Below are 18994 nucleotides of genomic sequence, written 5' to 3'. Positions count from 1 at the left end.
AAGATCGAATATGGACGGCGGGCAGGGTCGTGAGCCGTTTGGCGGCAAGGCGCGACCAATTGAAAGGGGTGTCTCCTCGGCAAGCGGTTCGCTTGGTGTATCGCAAGGCGGTGTATCGCAAGGTGGTTATGAGGCGGCTCGGGGCGTCGGCGGGCAGCCACGTACCCCCAAGGCGCCGAGTAGATTACCGAACGGAACTACTCGGTCCGGATCGCTTTGATCTGATCCTTGCTACCAACCCCCACCTGGAGCGGAGCGACCTGGATCATTTCCATCGGCAGCGTTCCACGTGCATCGCCGTCTATGACGGCGATCGCATCGCCTCTAGTTCGTGGATGACGGCCGGGTCGGTGTACCACCACGAGCTTCAACGGCAGATCGAAGTGCCCCATGACCAGCACTTCTCGTGTCGAAGCTACGTTGATCCTGACTATCGCGGTCAGTCGCTGTTTGCCCACATGGTGTACACCTATGCCCAGCGCGTTCCGGCCGCCCAGCTGGTTTGGGGCCTGGTCTATGCATGGAACAAAGCTTCGCTGAAGTCACTGGAATCGGTGGGGTGGGAGCATTTTGGTGAGGAATGGTCGACCTATGTGCTGGGCGTGCAGCGTGCGGGTAGCTCCGATGTGTCGATGAAATCGGATGGGGGGCCGCCGCAACCGTGAACGCAGAAGCACCGGCGTGCGTGCTGGTGACCGAACCAACATGGGGTGGCGTTTTGCACGCCGCCCGCTCGTTGGGCTCAATGGGTGTCCCGGTTTACGTGGCGACACTTGGTGCCGGTTCGAGCGTCTTTCGGCGAAGTCGTTGGGTGCGGGCCGCAGCGGACTTTCACAGTGACTCGGACCTAGTCGTCGGCGACATCCTTTCATGGCTGGGCCGGACGTTGGTGGGCGGCGGCCCGATCCCGGTGCTGGCACTCAGCGATCGGACCGCTGAGTTGCTCAACGCAGCGCGTGGCGAGATCCCCGATAAGTACAGACCGGTTCTGCCGTCGGTAGAGATACTTGAACCGCTGCTGACCAAGAGCGATGCGGCCGCAGTCGCCGTTGCAGCGGGGCTGCGGGTGCCTGAGTGGGTTGGGGTTGCTTCCGCCGATGACGTCGCCGCGATCACTCAACTGAAATTTCCCGTAGTGGTCCGGCCGGAAGCGTCAACAACCTCTGGGGGCGAGGCCTCGAAGGTTGAACTGCTGGGCGACCCCGTCGTCGCTGCCGCACGGATCGGTGAGCTCGTTGGGCATGGCGCCAGGTTGGTGGTGTCGGAGTTTGTGGAGGCCCCGGTGGAAGCCGTTGAGTTCGGCGTCGTGTGGCGCAGTCTTGACGGCACCTCCACGGCGGTGTGCACCGGCCGGAAGCGCCGTCAGGCCGGGCCCGACGGCGGGGTGATGGCCTGGGGCGAGGCGGTGGACCTGCCCGATGTGCGGCAGGGGGCCATCGACTTCCTGGATGCGTCAGGTTTCCGGGGGGTGGGTGGCATTGAGTTCATCCGTGCCGACGGCAAGTTGTGGTTCATCGAGTTCAACCCGCGGCTGGAGGCGATCCACTTCCTGGCCAGCAGGGCTGGCGTCGACACCGTGCTGATGGCCTACCGAGACGCTGCGTTTGATGAACGGCCCGCGTGCGTGCCGACACAGGTGGCCGCCACCGGCTGGGTGGGAAGCGCCTGGGCGCAGCGGCTGATCGCCGAGCCTGGCGAGTGGAGGCATGCGCTGCGCGATCGCGTGGCCTTCGCTCGAAGCCCCAACCGGGTCAGAGCTGTGATGGGCCGACGCGACCCGGCAGCGACCCTGGCTTTGGCGGCGTACTTCGGTGGTCGGGCATGGACACGCCTGAGGAGGCTTGCAGGACGAGCCCCTGCGCTATGAAAGTTCTCCACGTCATCGATGCGCTTGGCCTCGGCGGTGGTGCCGAGCAGGCGCTTGCTGTGATGCTTCCGCTGCTTCGAGAACGGGGGGTCGACTCGTCCGTGGCGTGCCTCATCCCGCGTGAAGGCGGCATCCAAGCACGACTGAGCGAAGAGGGCTTCCCCGTGCAGGTGCTGGGGCCCACCTCACTTCCAGGGCGTGTCAGGGCACTCCGTGCCAAGATCGCGGTCGAATCGCCAAATCTTGTCCACTGCACCCTCTTCAACGCGTCGCTCGTAGCCAGGTTGGCGCTGTTGGGACGCCCGGAGCGTTTGGTCAACAGCTTGGTGAACACGTCATATGACCCGGTGAGGGTGCGGCAGTTGGGCTTGTCGCCGCTGAAGCTGGGGGTGGTGCAGCGCATCGACGGGTTCACCGCCCGGCTTCGGGTCGACCGGGTGCACGCAATCACCCATGCCGTCGAGGACGAAGCGACGCGGTTGTTGGGGGTGAAGCCTGACCGAGTGGAAGTGATCCCGCGGGGGAGATCAGCGAGTGCTCTGCGTCGACCCGAGCCCGGTGAACGGAAGGCGATGAGGGCCAAACTCGGGGTGGGGCCCGCTACGCCGGTGGTACTGACAGTTGGTCGTCAGGACGCTCAGAAGAACCAGGCCGGACTCGTGCGCTCGTTCGCCGAGGTGCGCAAGCGACATCCTCAATCAGAGCTGTGGCTGGTCGGTCGAGAAGGCGATGCAACCGACGTGTTGGTCCAGGCGCTCGAGAACGTCAACCTTGGATCGAGTATCCGGGTGCTTGGCCACCGCGACGATGCGCTGGCGCTGATCGCCGCTGCCGACGTGTTTGCGTTTCCTTCCTACTACGAGGGGTTGGGCTCGGTACTGATCGAGGCAATGGCGCTGGGCACCCCGATCGTTGGATCGGATGCGCCCGCGATTGCCGAAGTGCTTGGCTACGGTCGCTACGGGCGGGTGACCCCCCGAGATGACGACCGTGCGCTAGCCCAGGCGATCTCCGGACTCCTGGAGGATGCAGCATTGCAAACGTCGCTCAGCGAGGCCGCACGACAACGATTTCAGGAGTACTACGAGCTGGACCTCGTGGCCGACGCCACGGTTGAGATGTACCGCCGGGTGATCAATGAGTGAGCATGTATGCGTCCGCTGAAGGTGCTGTGGGTGGCCAAAGGGCTCGGACCCGGTGGGATGGAGCGTTTGCTGGTTCACCACGCGCGGACCGGGGACCACGAACGATTTGAGTACCACGCCGCATATCTGGTCGACCGTCCCAGTTCGGTGGTGGCCGAACTCGAGGAGCTCGGAGTGGGGTGTACCCAACTCGAGCCCCGGAACGGCAGCGATCCGCGCTGGATCCGAGACCTCACGCGGCTGGTGCGTGACCGCGAGATTGACGTGGTGCACCACCACTCACCCCAACCTGCGGCAATGAGTCGACCCGCGTTGCGGGCCATGCGGGGCGGGCCCCACCTCGTATATACCGAACACAACACCTGGGACTGTTACGGAACGGCGACCAGGGCAGCCAACGCGTTGACCTATCACTTCGACGAAGCCCAGTTTGCTGTATCGGAATCGGTGCAGGCGTCGGTGCCGAAGGTGTTGCGACGCGGCCTCGAGCCTCTAACACACGGAATCGATCTGGGTGATGTGCGGCGGGCCGCCAACAATCGGGATGCCAAGCGAGAGTCGCTAGGTATCTCGCCAGATCAGATCGTCGTTGCCAACATCGCTCACCTTCGACGCGAGAAGGCCCAGGACGTGTTGATGTCGGCCGCTGCGGAACTGGTGGGCGAGTTCGACAACGTGACCTTCATTTCTGTTGGGCACGGTCCGATGGAGGACGATCTAGCAGCGCTGCACACAGAGCTCGGTCTTGGCGATCGCTTCCGCTTTCTCGGATTTCGAGAGGACGCAGTCTCAGTCCTGGCTGGATCCGACGTGTTTTGTCTGTCGTCCCGTCAGGAGGGCTTGCCAGTTGCCTTCATGGAGGCCTGCGCTTTGGGGGTACCGGCAGTGACGACGAACGTGGGTGGTCTCCCGGAGCACATCCAGCACGGCCGCTCCGGCTTGCTGGTAGCGCCCGAAGACTCGACTGCCCTCGCCGTCGAACTTGGTCGCATGATCGCCGACTCAGGTCTTCGACGACGCTTGGGTGTGGCGGCCGCGGCACACGCAGAAGTGTTCGACGCCCGAGTTGCAGTAAAGCGCCAAGAGGTCGTCTACGAACGGCTCATAACGGGAAGGCCCCGCCAGTGAAGCAAGATCAGTCCGTCATAATTGGCGACGGATCGTGCATCGGCGAATCCGGTAACGTCTTCGGCATGCGGAACCGCCGAATGTCTGAGAATCACTCCAGGCAGTGCGGGATCGTAAGTTGAGCGCCCGACGGCAGCCTCTGCTCACTTCCGCGCTCGGGCCTTCGGGCGAGGGGCTGGCGGCCCTGAGCGGGTTGCTCGCCATTCTCGTCATCGTGATGGGGGCGGCGGTGGGGCTGGACCGCTTGGCGTTCGATGCGTGGTCGGGGATCTTGACGCTCACCGTCCTGGTGGCGCTGACGATTCCGGTGCTGAATTGGCTTGCCCGCAAGGAGGGCGACCCCCGATTGGCCCGCATGCTGATGTGGGGGATGGTGGCGACCATCGCGGGCGTGTTGGTGCGGTACTTCTTCGTCACCGTCATCTACAACGACTCGGCGGACGCAGGCAGATACTCCGGAGGTGCCGCTCAGCTGGCCACCTTGATGAAGCAGGGGACATTCACGACCGTCCCTCCCGGCCTCGAGAGCTTCCCTGCGGAATCGCAGCGAATCGGGGTGGTGCTCGCCGTCGTCTACCTGTTCACTGGCACCTCAAGATGGGCGGGATCGATCGTTTTTGCCTGGTTTGCATTTGGGGGTCGCTTGCTGATGTGGCGGGCGCTCCGGCGGGCGGTGCCGGAGGCAGATGACAAGCGGTACCTGATGTTCCTGCTGTTCTTCCCATCGCTGCTCTATTGGCCAGCATCGATTGGTAAAGAGGCCCTGATGATCCTCGCGCTCGGGCTGCTGAGCTTCGCCGCCGCCCAGCTGTTGGCCGAGCGCGTGAGCACCGGCAGCATCGCATTGTTTGTTGCCGGATTGGCGGGCCTGCTGTTCATCCGGCCGCACCTCGCAGCGATCGGTGTTGCTGCGCTTGGCGTCGCCAGCATGGTGGGGACCCTTGGTGGCATTGGGCATGGTGCCAAACTCAAGTCGACAGCAGTTCGAGTAGTGGCGCTCGGGGTGCTTGTCGTGGCGGCGGTGGTGGTGTTCAGCCAGACGGCCAAGTTCTTTGGAACGGCCGATGAGGGCGGCGGGGTCACCGGTGTTCTCGATAAGACCCTGAGCCAGACCAGCATCGGGGGGTCGGCGTTTGATGCCCCGGCGGTCAGTTCGCCGCTGGACGTGCCCTGGGCCATCGTCACCGTGATCTTCCGTCCCTTCCTCTGGGAAGCCAGCGGGGCGAGCACCCTTGTGGCCGCTCTAGAAAGCCTGGCTCTCGTCGGATTGGTCGTGACCGGCTGGCGAAGGCTGGTGGGTGGCTTGAAGCTGTCGCTCCGTCGCCCCTACCTGGTGTTCGTTCTGACCTTCACCGGCGCATTCATCATGGCGTTCTCATACATTGGAAACTTCGGGATCCTCGCCCGTCAGCGGTCGATCATGCTGGCCCTGATTTTCGTCTTCCTAGCGACGCCTCCCATCGAGAAGGGACGAGGCCTTCTGCTGAACCGTTCAGGTCGCCGCCAGCAGTCCAGCGGCCTCAGAACTGACGATGCAGGTGCGCTGCCGGTACTGTCTGCGGTTCAACTTGGATCGTCGCGTCCAGAGCACGACCCGCCCCCAATTCGGTCGGCATCGAAAGTGAATTTATGATCTCCACCAAAGTGACCGCGGTGCTGCGGCGTCGCTGGCCCATCCTGGCCGTAGCGTTTGCGATCGGCGTGCTGGCAGGCGCCGTGTCCTCGCAGCTTGCACCTAGCGACATCGTGCAGCAGTACCGAGCCGAGCAGGTGGTGGTGGCCAACTCGTCCGGTACCGGCGGCGTGTCGGTGCAACAGGACAGCCTCAAGGTGACCCGCGGCGAGATACCGACTATCGCAGCAGAAGCGATCGGCGATGGGGAGCGAGGCGACCAGCTTGCGTCCGATATGACCGTCACGGTTGACACCGAAAGTCAGGCCATCACGATCGCCAGCGTGGATGTCAATCCCGACGTCGCTGCCCAGCGGGTGAACGCCGTGACCACAGCCTTCCTCGACGTGACCAACGGCCAGCGCCAGGAGGCCGAACGCGTTCGCGTGGAGCAGCTGGCCGAGGCTGCCAAGGCCGCTGAGGCGGACTTGGCGACGTTTGACGAGACCTATCCAGACCTGGTGGATCCCGACGCAGAAGTGACGGACCCAGAGACCGGCGGGGTCGTGCAAGGCAACGATGGGCCCGATCCGGCGCTGGTGTCGCAGCGGCAGTCGCTCTCCGATGCGGCAGCGCAGGCCCGTTCGGAGGCCACGGTGCAAAAGGCGCAGCTGGCCTCGACCCAGCCTTACCAGTCGCTCGGCGAACAGCAACCGAAACGGGATAAGCGCGGGGCCTTCGAGGTGCCCAACAGCCTGTTCCTGCGAGCGACATTTCTGGGACTGTTCGGTCTGTTGCTCGGAATAATCCTGGCGCTGATTCTGGAGCGGCTGAACCGTCGAATCGACACCCGGCCCGAGCTGGCCGAAGCCTGCCCGCTGCCGATCATCGCCGAGGTGGGCTTCGTAGCAGCCAACCGGCGGCCCACCGCCGATGGTTCGCTGATATTGACCGGCGTGTGGGCCGAGGCCTACCGCCGGGTGCGGTCGGCCATGCAGTTTGTCTATGAACGAGGAACGTTCGGAGCGACCGGAAAAGCGGCGGGCCCGGCACCAACCAAGAGTGATGGCCACGGCGGCGTGTTTATGTTCACCTCGACGGCGCCCGGCGAGGGCAAAACCACGTCGGCGCTTTTGACGGCTCAGGCGATGGCCGAGGTTGGCGTTCGCACGTTGCTGGTGGGCGCCGATTTCCGTCGCCCGGCCTTGGCCGACGTGATGGGTATCGACGCAGGCCCGACGATCGCCGACCTGACCGGTCCGGCGGAGCGGCGTCCAAAGGTGGACCAGGTGGTGCGGCCCACCAAGTTCCCCAACCTGTACCTGGCACTGTCGGGGCGTCCCACGCGTGACGTCAGCGAACTGATCGCCGCCACCCGGCAATTGGTTTCTCAGGCTGCGTCCCAGAACGCCACCGTGATCATCGATACGAGCCCACTGAACGCTTCGAGCGACGCGCTGGACCTGCTGCCGGTGGTGGACCACGTGATCATGGTGGTCCGCTCGGGGCGCAGCACAGAGGATGACCTTGTCCAGTCGATCGATGCGCTGGAGCGCGTGGGTGCCGACGTGATGGGCACGCTGTTGGTGGGAACGCCCAACGCCGGCCGTCGTCAGGCCTATTACTACGACTACTACTCGCACGAAGGCCTGAAAGATGCGGTGGGTCCGGCCAAATCGTTCGTCATCGACGACTCCGATGACAGCGATTTCGTTGGCGACCACGACAACGATTCCGAGGATGACGCCGACAGGGTTGGGGGCAAGCCCAAGGTGGCCGACGACTCCAAGCAGCGCGCCGAAGAGGTGGGCACCGCCCCTTGAGCCCGCGAGGGGCTGTGGCTGGCAGGGCACGCCAAGTTTTGAAGTGGGCTGCGGCCAGCGCCGACGCCGTGCTGCCTACCTCCGGCCTTGTGGTGCTTGCCTACCACCGGGTGGGCACCGGCGGCACTTCCCAGATGGACCTGCCGCTCGACCGCTTTCGGGCGCAGATGGCGGAGCTGGCCGACAGCTGCCGGGTGCTGAGCTTGGACGCTGCGCTCGCCGAGTATTCGGCCGGGGCACCGGCTGAGCCTGAGCCGTGCGTGGTGTTGACCTTCGATGACGGCACGGCCGACTTTGCCGATGACGTGCTGGCGGTGCTCGACGATTTCGACCTGCCGGCCACCGTCTACGTGGCCACCGAACCGGTGATCGCCGGCGAACCTTGGCCCGACGGGGCGGCACCCCTCAGCAAGGCGGCACTGGCCGAGGTTGCCAGCCACCCGCTGGTGACCGTCGGATGCCATACCCATTCTCACCTGCTGCTGGACCGGGAGCCCGCGTCGGTGGTGGCGGCCGACCTCGATCGGTCGATCGAGCTGCTCGCTGAGCTGACCGGCAGCCGGCCGGAGCACTTCGCCTACCCGAAGGCGCTGGCGCCGTCGGTCGAGAACGACGTGCTGATCCGCGACCGCTTCACCTCGGCCGCAGTGGCGGGAACCCGGCCCAACCGTGCAGGCCACACCGACCCCTACCGGCTGACCCGGTCGCCGATCCAGCGTTCGGACAGCCCACGTGATGTGACCCACAAACTTGCCGGGGGCATGCGCTTGGAGGACGACGTTCGGCGCCTGGTGCAGCGGGTGACCTATCGAGGCGCACGAACGTGAGCGACGCGGCGGCGCCGACGTTGGTGCACGTCACCACCACCGACATCAGCCTGGAGCTGTTGCTGGGGCCGCAGCTGGAGGCGTTTGCGGCCGCCGGGTGGAACGTGATCGGCGCCTCGGCGCCGGGAGAGCACGTGGCCGCACTGGAGGCCCGAGGGATCCGCCACGTGCCCGTCGAACACCTAACGCGCAGCATGGACCCCCGCGCCGACCTGCGCGCCGCCCGCGAGCTGTATCGGCTGTTCAAGGAGCTGAAGCCCGACGTGGTGCATACCCACAACCCCAAGCCTGGCTGGCTGGGCCGCCCGGCGGCCCGGGCGGCGCGGGTGCCGGCGGTGGTCAACACGGTGCACGGCCTGTATGCGCAGCCCAGCGATGGTCGAACCCTGCGGACGATGGTGCGGGTGCTCGAGCGGGGCGCCGCCACCTGCTCGCACGCCGAGCTGATCCAGAACCCGGAGGACACGGCCACCCTCGCCCGTTGGGGTGTGCCAAACGAGCGGCTGTTCAACCTGGGCAACGGGATCGACCTGGATCGGTTCGATCGCCGTGAAGCGATGGCGGGGGAGCGGCGCGAGCTGCGGGAGGCCTGGGGTGTGGCAGACGACACCCCGGTGGTGGTGACCGTTGGACGCCTGGTGGCCGAGAAAGGCTTTCGGGAGCTGTTCGAGGCGCACCGTCGCCTCCGGCGCAGTGGCTCGAACCACGAGCTGGTGGTGGTGGGCCCGACCGAGGCCGGCAAGGCCGACCAGCTGACCGATGCCGAGGTGTCCGAGGCGACCGACGACGGAGTGCGCCTGGTGGGCTTCAGCGACCGACCCGAGCGCTACTACGCCGCCGCCGATGTGTTTGTGTTGGCATCCCATCGGGAGGGCTTTCCCCGGGCCGCCATGGAGGCCTCAGCGATGGGGCTGCCCGTGATCGCGACCAGGATCCGCGGCTGTCGCCAGGTGGTGGACGATGGCGTGACCGGGTTGCTGGTACCGGTGAAGGATGCAGCTGGGTTGGAGAGCGCTCTTCGGCTGCTGCTGAACGATCCGGCACGGCGACACACGATGGGCGCTGCCGCCGCTCAGCGGGCACGCGACCGGTTTGACCAGCAATACCAGATCGACCTGACGTTGGACACGTACCGACGGTTGTTGCCCGAGCGGGCGCCGTCGTGAAGACTTCGCCCGTGGCGCCCGCAGAAGAACCCGACCCCGAAAGCGCCACGACCCCGCCGGACCTCAGCGCCCTGCCCGCCCCTCGGCCTTACCGGCTGCAACGGGCGCTCGACTGGGCGGTGCTGATCGCCGCGTCGCCGGTGCTGGTGCCCATCGGACTGCTGATCGGTGCCTGCGTCGGGCTGACCTCGCGGGGCCCGGTGCTGTTTCGTCAGGAACGGGTTGGGCTCAACGGCGACCCGTTTGAGGTGTACAAGTTTCGCAGCATGGTGGATGGCGACAACCCGCTGGTGCCCGACCCCACCCGCATCACCCGGGTTGGTGCGATGTTGCGCCGCTGGTCGCTGGACGAGCTGCCCCAGCTGCTGAACGTGGCGAAGGGGGAGATGAGCGCCGTTGGTCCCCGGCCGACCGTCGCCTCGCAGGTGGACCGCTACACCCAAGCGCAGGCTCGGCGGTTGACCGTGCGACCGGGGCTGACCGGCCTGGCCCAGGTGTCCGGACGAAACTCGCTGGCGTGGGCCGATCGCATCGACTTGGATCTTGCCTACATCGACAGCCGGTCGTTACGGCGGGACGTGGACATCCTGGTCCGGACCGTTTCGACCGTGCTGACCGGCGAGGGCGCCGATGGCCACGACGCCGACGACCCCATGCTGGCCGACGGCTGATTTGGTGAGTTACGACCTGGTGAAGTGCACTGCTCAGTCGGTGACATCGGATCGTTAGGATTCGCACGCTATGACGACCCCCTTACCTTGTTGGTAGGTCCTGAGCAAGACTTGGGGCTGACCGCTCGACATGGCGGGCAGGGCTCCTGCCCCCTGTCACTTTGATGGCCTGGGGGGTGTTGCCACCCGCCGTGTTCGGGTTGGGTTGACCTCTGACAGGAACATGCCTTGAGGGGCTGATTCGTAAGGTGGTTGACGGCGACCTCACCCATGAGTCGAGCGGTTTCCAGAACCGACAATCCAAGGGGAGCAGCGATCGATGGGAGACCAACCAACCGCCACCGATGTCGACGTTTTCGTCGGGGTCGACATGGCCAAAGAAGACCACTACGCCCACGCGATCGGGCCTGACGGGAACGAGCTGTACGCGAGGACGGTCCGCAACGACCAGGCTGATATCGAAGCCGCGATCGACACCGCCAGCGCTGCGGGTCGAACGGTTTTGGTGATCGATATGACAGCGTCGTCGGCGCACTTGTTGTTGGCGACCGCCGCAGCACGGCAGGTCCCGGTGGCGTATGTGACCGGTCTGCAGATGCGACGCGCGGCTGACTTGTACGCGGGTTCCGCGAAGACCGACCCTCGTGATGCGTTCATCCTCGCTGACTACGCGCGCCGTCATGTCGACCGGCTCGCGTGGCTCGATATCGACGACGAGCTGTTGGTTCGTTTGCGGGTGTTGAACGGCCGAGACGTCGATCTGGCTGGTGACGCCACCCGAACCATCAACCGATGCCGTGACGCTCTCGTGTCGATTTCTCCAGCGTTGGAGCGGGTTGTCGGCCCCAAACTCGGCCACGGAGGTGTGCAGGATCTGATGGGTCGTTGGGCTACACCGACCGCCCTCCGGGCAGCCGGGAAAACCCGGGTTCGGACGCTGGTCTCGAAACGGTCGCCGCGTTTGGCCGACAAACTCACCGACCAAATCTGGGAGGCATTGGATGCGCAAACGTTGACGCTGCCAGCCGAGGACACCTGGGGTGAGGTGATCGCCGATCTCGCGGGTGACCTCACCAAGATCGCTGCCCGGCGTGATGCCCTCAAGGGTGACATCGAGGAGGCGTTCCTTGCGCACCCTCTCGGGAAGGTTCTGGTGACCCTGTGCGGGTTCGGGCCCAGAACCGGAGCGAGGACCCTCGCCGAGATCGGTGACCCCCACCGGTTCGCGACCGGAGGGCACCTCGCCTCGTACGCCGCGCTCGCCCCAGTGAACCGGCAATCCGGACGGACGCTCGACACCGCCACCAGGCAACGCCGAGGGAACCACCGGCTCAAGAACGCCCTGTTCCTCGCCGCGTTCGTCGCGACCCAACACGACCCCGACGCCCGCGCCTACTACCAACGCAAACGAGCCGAAGGCAAGAAGCACAACGCCGCCGTCATCTGCGTCGCCAGACGACGCTGCGACCTCATCCTCGCCATGCTCAAGAACCGCGAGCCCTACCGGCAACCCCAACCCGAAAACCTCCCCCAAGCCGCTTGACAACAAGACAGGAACACCCCCCCTCAAATCGCGAGAACAGCTTGGGGAAGCTGGCGGCGGTGACGCCCAAAGCCCGAGCCGTCTTCCGTACATCCAGGCGATCGATGGGCTGCGTGCTCTTGCGGTCGTTGCTGTGGTGCTCAACCACATTGATTTCCCCGGCATGTCAAGCGGGTTCGTGGGCGTCGACATCTTCTTTGCCATATCGGGCTTCCTGATCACGCGCCAGATCGTCACGAAGCAGGCGGCTGGCTCTCCACAGCAGCTTCGAGAGTTCTGGGCGGGTCGTGCTCGACGAATTGTGCCGGCCATGGTGCTGGTAATCGCCGTGACCTGCTTGGGGAGCGTGATGTTTCTGGCGCCCCAGGAACTGGAGCGCGTCGGGTTCTACGGGTTTGCTTCGGATCTCTTCGGAATGAACATCGCTGCGGCGACTCGGGGTGGGAACTACTTCGACGGGCCACTTCGCGAGTCCCCGTTTCTTCATCTGTGGTCGCTCGGAGTTGAGGAGCAGTTCTACCTTGTCTGGCCGCTGGTCCTGGGTCCGTTCGCGGTCGTAGCCATGAAGAGACTCCGCTGGTCAAGGCAGCGGACGTTGGCGGTCGCACTAGCGCTCCTTGGGTTGGGCTCACTTCTGGCCAGCGTGGTCCAAACGACGTCATCTCCGCTGTGGGCCTTCTATGGACTGCACACGCGCTTGTACGAGTTCATTATCGGCGGTTCAGCTGCGCTTTTCTGGCAATGGAGCTTGGATCGACGGACTGGGCGGCTGTTCACAATCGGTGGGCTGGCCATGATCGTGGCCGCGTTCGTGTGGACGCCTGTCGATGTGGGGTTTCCAGGGGCGTGGCCGTTGCTAGCAGTTATCGGGAGCGTCGCCATGATCCTGGGGTTCACCCATGGCCCGAGGGAGCAGGGCTTCTCGGTACCTGGGATCTTCAGTTGGTCGCCAGCGCGACGAATCGGAAGGTACTCCTACTCGTGGTACCTGTGGCACTGGCCTGCATTCGTCCTCGCGCTGGCGGCGACCAACGGCAACAAGACCATCGCCCGGATTGCGTGTGTGGCGGCCATCGTTCCAGCAGCGGCGTCGTTCCATTTCGTTGAGCAGCGAGTACGGCTCGCCCCGAGTTTGGTCAAGTCGTCAACTCGCAGCTTGGCCTTTGGCGCAGCAGCGCTCGGGTTTGGTGCAGCATGTTCCATCGGCGTCGTGGTTTGGGGGCGAATCGGGGTTTCGGACCCCCAAGTTGCCGAATGGGTCCAGGCGGAGGAGAGTTACAGGCCCGATGGTTGCGAACAGAACAGCACGCTGCTGGGGGCAGACGTGTGTCTTGGTGGTTCCGACGAACCGGGCGCTCCGGTCGTGTTGCTCATTGGCGACTCCCACGCGGCGCAATGGGTCGGAGCGTTCTCCGATGCTGGTCGATTGAACGGCTTTGCTGTTGCGCTTCGAAACTATGGAAATTGCCCTGCGGCTCCGCTTGGGCCTTCGGCCGCCGAGAAGAGCGCCGACGATCAAAGCTGCGCCTTGTTTCAAAATGAGACCGTCGGCCTGTTGTCCAACGATCAAATTTCTGCGGTTGTCATGACAGATGCCGGTTCATCCCGACGGAAATTTGACGATGTAGCGGCATGGTCTCGCAGCGCCCTGGGTTTGGCTGAATTTATTTCGGATGCCAATGTGCCGCTCGGACTCCTCGTAGACAACCCCAACTCGGGCGATCCGCTGCAGTGCCTTTCGCGTGACTTCTCAATGGCGGAGTGTGCGATCCCGAAGGATGAGGCGCTGGTCGACCTCAGAAGTTATTCGGCCGCTGAAATCCAACTGGTAGAAGACGCGAACGTCGACCGCCTCGACCTGACAGCGATCACGTGCCCGGGTGACCCCTGCCCAATCAGAGTCGGTGGAACCTGGGTAGCCGCCCGGGGTAACCACCTCACCCGAGCGTTTACGAAGCTTCAGGCCGACCGGATCGGAAACTGGGTCGACGAGCTCCTCCGGAAGCGCTGAGTGGTTTGAGCGTCGGTCGGGCGTTCGGCCACTCTGCGGCTTAGGGAAACAGCCCGTCGAGCGAGGCGTCGATGAGGCCTGCCAACTGCTTGGCGGTTCGTCGGTAGTGCAACGCCCAGCGGCCCATCGGGTCGGCGACGTCGGAGCTCTCGTCGTCGATCAGGATGCGCACCGGATCCCGCGCCTGGTTGGCCAGTCCAATGCGCCGGCTGGCGCCTTCGAGCGGGGCGTCGGCCGACTGGAGTGACGGGTCGCCCCTGGTGGTGCGCAGCAGCGAGGGAAACTCGCCGAGCGTGAAGGCGTAGTCGATGGCGTCGGGCAGGGTCTGGTAGACGTCGGACAGGTGGCCGCGCTCCATCACCAGCACCAGGTGGGCGTCAGCCAGTACCTCAGGGCTGAGCTGGGCGCTGACGTGATTGGAGAGGTCGAGCTTGCGGCGAGCCATCGCCTCGGCCGCGCCGGGCGTGGCGCCGAGGCCGCCGTTGAGCCGGCCGACCGAGCACACCTCGGCCGGGATGTGTCGCTTCTCGAGCGAACGACGGGCCAGGTGCTCGGCCATCGGCGACCGGCAACGGTTGGCTGTGCAGACGAACACCAGACGGAACGGCTCTGCGGACCGGGCGGGTTGGTCCTGTCGATCCTGAGGGGTGGCGCCCATGGCGTGATCTTGCCATGTTGTTGCGCTGGTAGCGTTGCATTGCTTTTCTGAACCACCGTCGCAACCGCCGGAGACCTCCCCACGTGGCATCGAAGTCGCCTGACAACCAGACGTCTGACCGGGGTGCCGCGGGCGCGAGCGACGACGGCGTCGAGCCCGTGGCCCCAGAAATCGGGTCGTTTGAGTGGGAGGAGCTTGCCCTCCACGAGGACGACAGTGTCGACGAACCACGGCGGGCCCAGCCGGCAAGGGTGAAGGTAGGGCGCACGGCCCGCTCGAATCGTGGACCGCTGATGGTGGCCGCCGTGGCGGCGATTGCAACCGGGGGGGCGGTGTGGGGGGCGCTGCTGACCGATGCTGTGGCGCCCACCGGCAACGCCGGGGTTGATGCCGTGGAGCGGGCGGCGCTGGTGGCGCTTGGCGCGCTGGCCGGGTCGCGTGCCCGACGCTGGCCGTTGTTTGTGATCGCCACGCTGGCATCGCTGCTGGCGGAAGGGGTGGGGCTGGCCCTCGGCCTAGCCGCCGTGGTGGCCAGCACCGTGCTGCTGGCCACCGACCGGCGCAACCGGGCGGTGGGGGCGGTTGCGGGAGCCGCGGTGACGCTGTGCCTGATGCAGCTGCGGCCGGTGGGCCCCCTGGGTTTCACGGCGCTGATCGGCACCGTGCTGTTTGTGTCGATGTGCGTGTCGGCCTACCAGCGCATCGGACGGGTGGGGCGCCGACGCACCCGGCTGGCGGTGATCGGAACGGGGGTGGTGGTGCTTGCCGGGCTGATCGCCACCGGCGGAGTGCTGATCGGGCAGGTGAACACGGTGGAGTCGGCAGTGGACAACACTCGACGGGGCGCCGCCGCAGCGCGAGACGGCAAGACCGGGGCGGCCACCGAGATGTTGAACGAGGCGGCCGTTGGCTTTGGCGACACGTCGGACCGGCTGGGCGCACCCTGGCTGGCCCCGGCCCGGCTGGTGCCCGGGGTGGCCCAGAACCTTGAGGCGCTGCGCGCCGGCACGACGATGGGGCGGGACCTCAACAGCAGCGCCGCCTTTGCCGCAACGTCGGTGGACTACCAAGGACTGCGCCAGGAGGGTGGGGGCGTCAACCTGGCCCAGCTGAAGGAAACCGAGGTGCCAGTGGGGGCGCTGGCCTCGTCGCTGGACGCCGCCGTCGAGGGCCTGGCGGACATCGAGTCGCCGTGGGTGGTGGCGCCGCTGCGCACCCGCCTGGATGACGTGGCCGTGGAGGTGGGCGACCTGGCCTCCGAGACCGAGCTGGCCCAGCTGGCGCTGGCCGACGTGCCGCCGCTGCTGGGCGCCGACGGGCCGCGGCGCTACCTGGTGATGGTGGGCAACCCGGCCGAGGGGCGCGACTTTGGCGGGTTTATGGGCGGCTGGGCGTTGCTGTGGGTGAACGACGGTGCCATCGGCCTGGAGGAATCGGGCACGCCACGTGAGCTGTACGGGTCCGAACCCACCAGGCAACCGCCGTCGCCATCGTCGGACTTTCCGCCGGCGTTCATCGACATGGCACCGGGCCGCTACACCCAGAACTGGACATCGTCGCCCGACCTGGACGTGGTGGCCGCCGCCGCCGCCAACCTGATGGAGGCCAACGGGCGCGGGCACATCGACGGGGTGATCTACGCCGACCCGGCCGCACTGGCCGAGTTTGTGGCCCTCACCGGGCCGATCGCCGTGCCCGGCACGGTCGCCGAGATCAACGCCACCAACACCGAAGCGTTCTTCACCCGCGACCAGTTTCGGGTGCTGCCCCAGGACGGCGAGGACGACGAGGCGATCGGCGAGCTGACCGGGGAGATCTTCGACCGGCTGGGCTCGGCCGACCTGCCCGGGCCCCGTGAACTGGGCGAACGATTTGGGCCGCTGGTGCGCGACGGACACCTGGCGATGGCCACCGGGGTCGACGACGACCGGGCGCTGCTGGACCGCACCGGGCTGAGCGCACCCCTGCCGGCGACCGACGGCGACCTCCTCGGCATCGTCGAACGCAACGTGGCGCCCAACAAGATGGACGTATTTCTGAACCGCATCCACAACTACGACGTTGCCTGGGACGCAGACGACGGGGCACGCATCGCCACGCTGACGTCGACCTACACCAACGACGTGGGCGACCCCGCCCGCCTGCCGCCGGTGGTGGTGGGCAACGAGAGCGGGACCCCGATCGGCACCCAGATCCGGGAGGTGTCCATCCTCACCCCGTCGCTCAACGTCAGCCTGGAGGTGGACGGCGAGCGGACGACGGTGCGAACCGCCGTTGAACAGGGCATCTATCGCCACAGCGTGTTCGTGAGGATCCCGCCGGGGCAGAGCATCGACCTGCGCTGGCGCCTGGAGAGCACGCTGCCGCCGGGGCCCTACGACCTGACGCTGGTGCGGCCCGCCAACGGCGGCGCCACCGAAACCAACGTGGTGGTGCGCGAGGGCGACCGCAACGTGATCGACGAAACGGTGGCCCCTGGACGCACGGTCCGCCTGACCACCAACCCATGAGGACATCCGATGAGTGAGACCATTAGCCCACGAGACGACCAGCACGTGCTGGTGACCGGTGGGGCGGGCTTCATCGGCGGCAACCTGGCCAGGAGGCTGGTCGACGACGACCGGGTGACGCGGGTGACCGTGCTGGACGACCTGTCGACCGGACGCCCCGACAACCTCGACGGGGTGGGCGATGCCGACACCCCGGTGGATCTGGTGGAGGGCACGGTGTTGGACGAGGCGCTGGTGACCAAGTTGGTCGCCGAGGCCACAGCGGTGGTGCACCTGGCGGCGATCCCGTCGGTGCCCCGCTCGGTGGATCAGCCCCGGCCGTCGATGACCACCAACGTGGACGGCACGGTGAACGTGCTGGAGGCGATCCGTGCGGCCGGGGGACGGCCGTTGGTGTTTGCGTCGTCGTCGTCGGTGTACGGCGCAGCCGAAGTGCTGCCCAAGACGATCGACCTGGCCCCGGCACCCCTGAGCCCCTACGCGGTGTCCAAGCTGGCGGGGGAGTCGGCCGTGTTGGCCTGGCGCCACTGCTACGGCTTTTCGGCCGTGCCGTTTCGGTTCTTCAACGTGTATGGCCCCCGCCAGCGGGCCGGCGACGCCTACGCCGCCGTGGTGCCGGCGTTTCTCGACGCCGCCCTGGCCGGGCGGGACATCCCGGTGAACGGCGACGGCCTGCAGAGCCGAGACTTCACCTATGTGGGTGACGTGACCGACGTGCTGGCCGAGGTGGCGCTGGGCGGCCTGGATTCGGCCCGCCCGGTGAACCTGGCCTTCGGGCGGCGCTGGACGCTGCTGGACGTGATCGCCGAGCTGGAGACGCTGCTGGGCCGCAGCCTGGACGTGGCCTTCGGCCCCGACCGGGCCGGCGACGTGCGCCACAGCCAGGCCGACCCGGCCGGGCTGGAGCAGCTGCTGGGCACCCGCACACCGGTTGAGCTCGGCCCCGGGTTGGCCCGCACGCTGGCCTGGTGGGACCCCGACGGAGCGGAGGTGGGCGGGGCGGCGGCACCCGACCCCGCCTGACGTTTGTCCGCGCCTGGAAATGGTTCAGTGATTCGTGACAGCGAAGGTGCACACCCGATATGCTCTCGCTCGTTGCCACTATTGGAGGAAACATGAGAAACCCCCGCATGGGACGATCGAAGCGGGCCGGAGTTGCCGGCGTGGCGGTTGCCGCGTTTGGGCTGCTGCTCGGCATGACGTTCGTCGGTCCCGCCGGCGCCCAGGACGGTGGCGACAGCTACACCACCTCCCCGACCGATAATCGGGACAAGGATGGAAACGGCATCCCCGACGATCTCGAGGATGCGACGCTCGCCAGCGAGCTGGGAAGCTGCAGCATTGCGGACTACACGGTGAACGTACCCTTCACCATCGAGGTGCTTGCGCCGGTTGACGGCAATCAGAGCTTCGTGCTCAACCAGTACAGCCAGTCGATCCGCCTGTTCTCCGGCACCGCCCCCTCCGGTTCGGTCGAGGTGACCAGCCCGCTGGCCGGCAAGCACAGCTTCCTTTTCTACGGCGTTGACGCCGACGGCATGGAGGCCATCGCCGGCTGTACGGCGACCGGCGCCGAGGTCGGCGGCAAGTCGCAGCCCAACCCGCCCGGCACCACCGGTGGCGACACCGGCGGCACGACCGGTACCCCGACCGGCGGTGCGGCACCGTCCGGCACAGCCGGCTCGCCCTCCAGCCCCGGAGCGCCCGGTAGCGGGTCGACCGGCGGTGTCGGTAGCCCCGGCGGCGGTTCCACCGGCGCAGGCGCTCCCGGCGTGTCCAGCGGCCCGCTGGCCCGCACCGGCTTTGGTGCGACCCTGCCGTCGCTGCTGGCAACCGCCCTGGTCGCCGGTGGTGCGATGCTGGTGATCGCCGTCGCCAAGCGCCGCCGCACCAACAGCTGATTCTGGCAACACACCCGACACACGTCGGGTAAGCACAGGCGCATCGCCACGCTGGGCTTCGGCCTAACGAGGCGGTGCGCCTTCTGCGTTTTCGGGAGCCGAGTCCTCGGAGGGTTAGAGCCAATACCGTCC

Annotated in this window: 15 protein-coding genes and 1 pseudogene; 15 read left to right on the top strand and 1 reads right to left on the bottom strand. The window is 66.4% G+C overall.

The genetic code is table 11. The features are described 5' to 3' along the window. Nucleotides 1-95: 95 nt before the first annotated feature. The 12 genes and pseudogenes from MPARV_RS24820 (at nt 96) to MPARV_RS25575 (ending at nt 13793) form a co-directional block, all read left to right on the top strand. A complete protein-coding gene (locus tag MPARV_RS24820; RefSeq protein ID WP_157789611.1) occupies nt 96-665 on the top strand; it encodes a GNAT family N-acetyltransferase in 570 nt (189 codons plus the stop codon). Continuing rightward, a complete protein-coding gene (locus tag MPARV_RS0112870) occupies nt 662-1867 on the top strand; it encodes an ATP-binding protein (protein ID WP_020378546.1) in 1206 nt (401 codons plus the stop codon). Before MPARV_RS24820 ends, MPARV_RS0112870 begins: the two co-directional genes overlap by 4 nt. Continuing rightward, nucleotides 1864-3012, top strand: coding sequence for a glycosyltransferase family 4 protein (locus MPARV_RS0112865; RefSeq protein WP_020378545.1), 1149 nt, complete (start codon nt 1864-1866; stop codon nt 3010-3012). The genes MPARV_RS0112870 and MPARV_RS0112865 overlap by 4 nt, the downstream gene beginning before the upstream one ends. Before the next feature lie 6 nt (nt 3013-3018). After that, nucleotides 3019-4140, top strand: a complete 1122-nt coding sequence (locus tag MPARV_RS0112860; RefSeq protein WP_020378544.1) for a glycosyltransferase — start codon at nt 3019-3021, stop codon at nt 4138-4140. Between the two features lie 118 nt (nt 4141-4258). Next, nucleotides 4259-5773 carry a hypothetical protein gene (locus MPARV_RS0112855; RefSeq protein WP_020378543.1) on the top strand — a complete coding sequence of 505 codons (1515 nt, stop codon included), beginning with the start codon at nt 4259-4261 and terminating at the stop codon, nt 5771-5773. After that, a complete protein-coding gene (locus tag MPARV_RS0112850; RefSeq protein ID WP_020378542.1) occupies nt 5770-7575 on the top strand; it encodes a polysaccharide biosynthesis tyrosine autokinase in 1806 nt (601 codons plus the stop codon). Before MPARV_RS0112855 ends, MPARV_RS0112850 begins: the two co-directional genes overlap by 4 nt. Nucleotides 7576-7643: 68 nt before the next feature. Next, nucleotides 7644-8402 (top strand): polysaccharide deacetylase family protein, encoded by a 759-nt coding sequence (locus tag MPARV_RS21335; RefSeq protein ID WP_157789610.1) that lies wholly within the window; start codon nt 7644-7646, stop codon nt 8400-8402. After that, a complete protein-coding gene (locus MPARV_RS0112840; protein WP_020378540.1) occupies nt 8399-9568 on the top strand; it encodes a glycosyltransferase family 4 protein in 1170 nt (389 codons plus the stop codon). The genes MPARV_RS21335 and MPARV_RS0112840 overlap by 4 nt, the downstream gene beginning before the upstream one ends. An 11-nt stretch (nt 9569-9579) precedes the next feature. Next, complete coding sequence (locus tag MPARV_RS0112835; protein WP_020378539.1) at nt 9580-10239, top strand: sugar transferase; 660 nt, start codon at nt 9580-9582, stop codon at nt 10237-10239. Nucleotides 10240-10558: 319 nt separating this feature from the next. Beyond that, nucleotides 10559-11782: an IS110 family RNA-guided transposase gene (locus MPARV_RS0112830; protein WP_020376877.1), complete on the top strand. Its 1224-nt coding sequence runs from the start codon at nt 10559-10561 to the stop codon at nt 11780-11782. Between the two features lie 91 nt (nt 11783-11873). Then, nucleotides 11874-12809: pseudogene (locus tag MPARV_RS26095) on the top strand (acyltransferase family protein); the annotation flags it as partial. A 129-nt stretch (nt 12810-12938) separates the two neighbouring features. Beyond that, nucleotides 12939-13793, top strand: coding sequence for an SGNH hydrolase domain-containing protein (locus tag MPARV_RS25575; RefSeq protein WP_238538861.1), 855 nt, complete (start codon nt 12939-12941; stop codon nt 13791-13793). Between the two features lie 40 nt (nt 13794-13833). On the opposite strand, the gene MPARV_RS24815 is transcribed toward MPARV_RS25575, so the two are convergent. Further along, entirely contained in the window at nt 13834-14451 is a 618-nt protein-coding gene (locus tag MPARV_RS24815; RefSeq protein WP_020378537.1) for an arsenate reductase/protein-tyrosine-phosphatase family protein, read from the bottom strand. 83 nt (nt 14452-14534) lie between these two features. Between MPARV_RS24815 and MPARV_RS0112815 the strand changes: the two genes are divergently transcribed. From MPARV_RS0112815 to MPARV_RS0112805, 3 genes are all read left to right on the top strand, one after another. Beyond that, nucleotides 14535-16961: a DUF4012 domain-containing protein gene (locus MPARV_RS0112815; RefSeq protein ID WP_020378536.1), complete on the top strand. Its 2427-nt coding sequence runs from the start codon at nt 14535-14537 to the stop codon at nt 16959-16961. A 9-nt stretch (nt 16962-16970) separates the two neighbouring features. Then, nucleotides 16971-17984: an NAD-dependent epimerase/dehydratase family protein gene (locus tag MPARV_RS0112810; RefSeq protein WP_051011983.1), complete on the top strand. Its 1014-nt coding sequence runs from the start codon at nt 16971-16973 to the stop codon at nt 17982-17984. A 92-nt stretch (nt 17985-18076) separates the two neighbouring features. Continuing rightward, nucleotides 18077-18862, top strand: coding sequence for a hypothetical protein (locus MPARV_RS0112805; RefSeq protein ID WP_157789609.1), 786 nt, complete (start codon nt 18077-18079; stop codon nt 18860-18862). Nucleotides 18863-18994 lie beyond the last annotated feature (132 nt).

Origin of the sequence: Candidatus Microthrix parvicella Bio17-1 (genome assembly GCF_000299415.1) — a bacterium.
GTDB lineage: Bacteria > Actinomycetota > Acidimicrobiia > Acidimicrobiales > Microtrichaceae > Microthrix > Microthrix parvicella.
This window is presented reverse-complemented; position numbering and strand designations above follow the sequence as displayed.

Excerpts from the sequence above, each read along its gene's own strand:
- MPARV_RS0112865 (WP_020378545.1), top strand. The coding sequence starts at position 1,864 with ATGAAAGTTCTCCACGTCATCGATGCGCTTGGCCTCGGCGGTGGTGCC.
- MPARV_RS0112860 (WP_020378544.1), top strand. The coding sequence starts at position 3,019 with ATGCGTCCGCTGAAGGTGCTGTGGGTGGCCAAAGGGCTCGGACCCGGT.
- MPARV_RS0112850 (WP_020378542.1), top strand. The coding sequence starts at position 5,770 with ATGATCTCCACCAAAGTGACCGCGGTGCTGCGGCGTCGCTGGCCCATC.
- MPARV_RS0112830 (WP_020376877.1), top strand. The coding sequence starts at position 10,559 with ATGGGAGACCAACCAACCGCCACCGATGTCGACGTTTTCGTCGGGGTC.
- MPARV_RS24815 (WP_020378537.1), bottom strand. The coding sequence starts at position 14,451 with ATGGGCGCCACCCCTCAGGATCGACAGGACCAACCCGCCCGGTCCGCA.
- MPARV_RS0112810 (WP_051011983.1), top strand. The coding sequence starts at position 16,971 with ATGAGTGAGACCATTAGCCCACGAGACGACCAGCACGTGCTGGTGACC.
- MPARV_RS0112805 (WP_157789609.1), top strand. The coding sequence starts at position 18,077 with ATGAGAAACCCCCGCATGGGACGATCGAAGCGGGCCGGAGTTGCCGGC.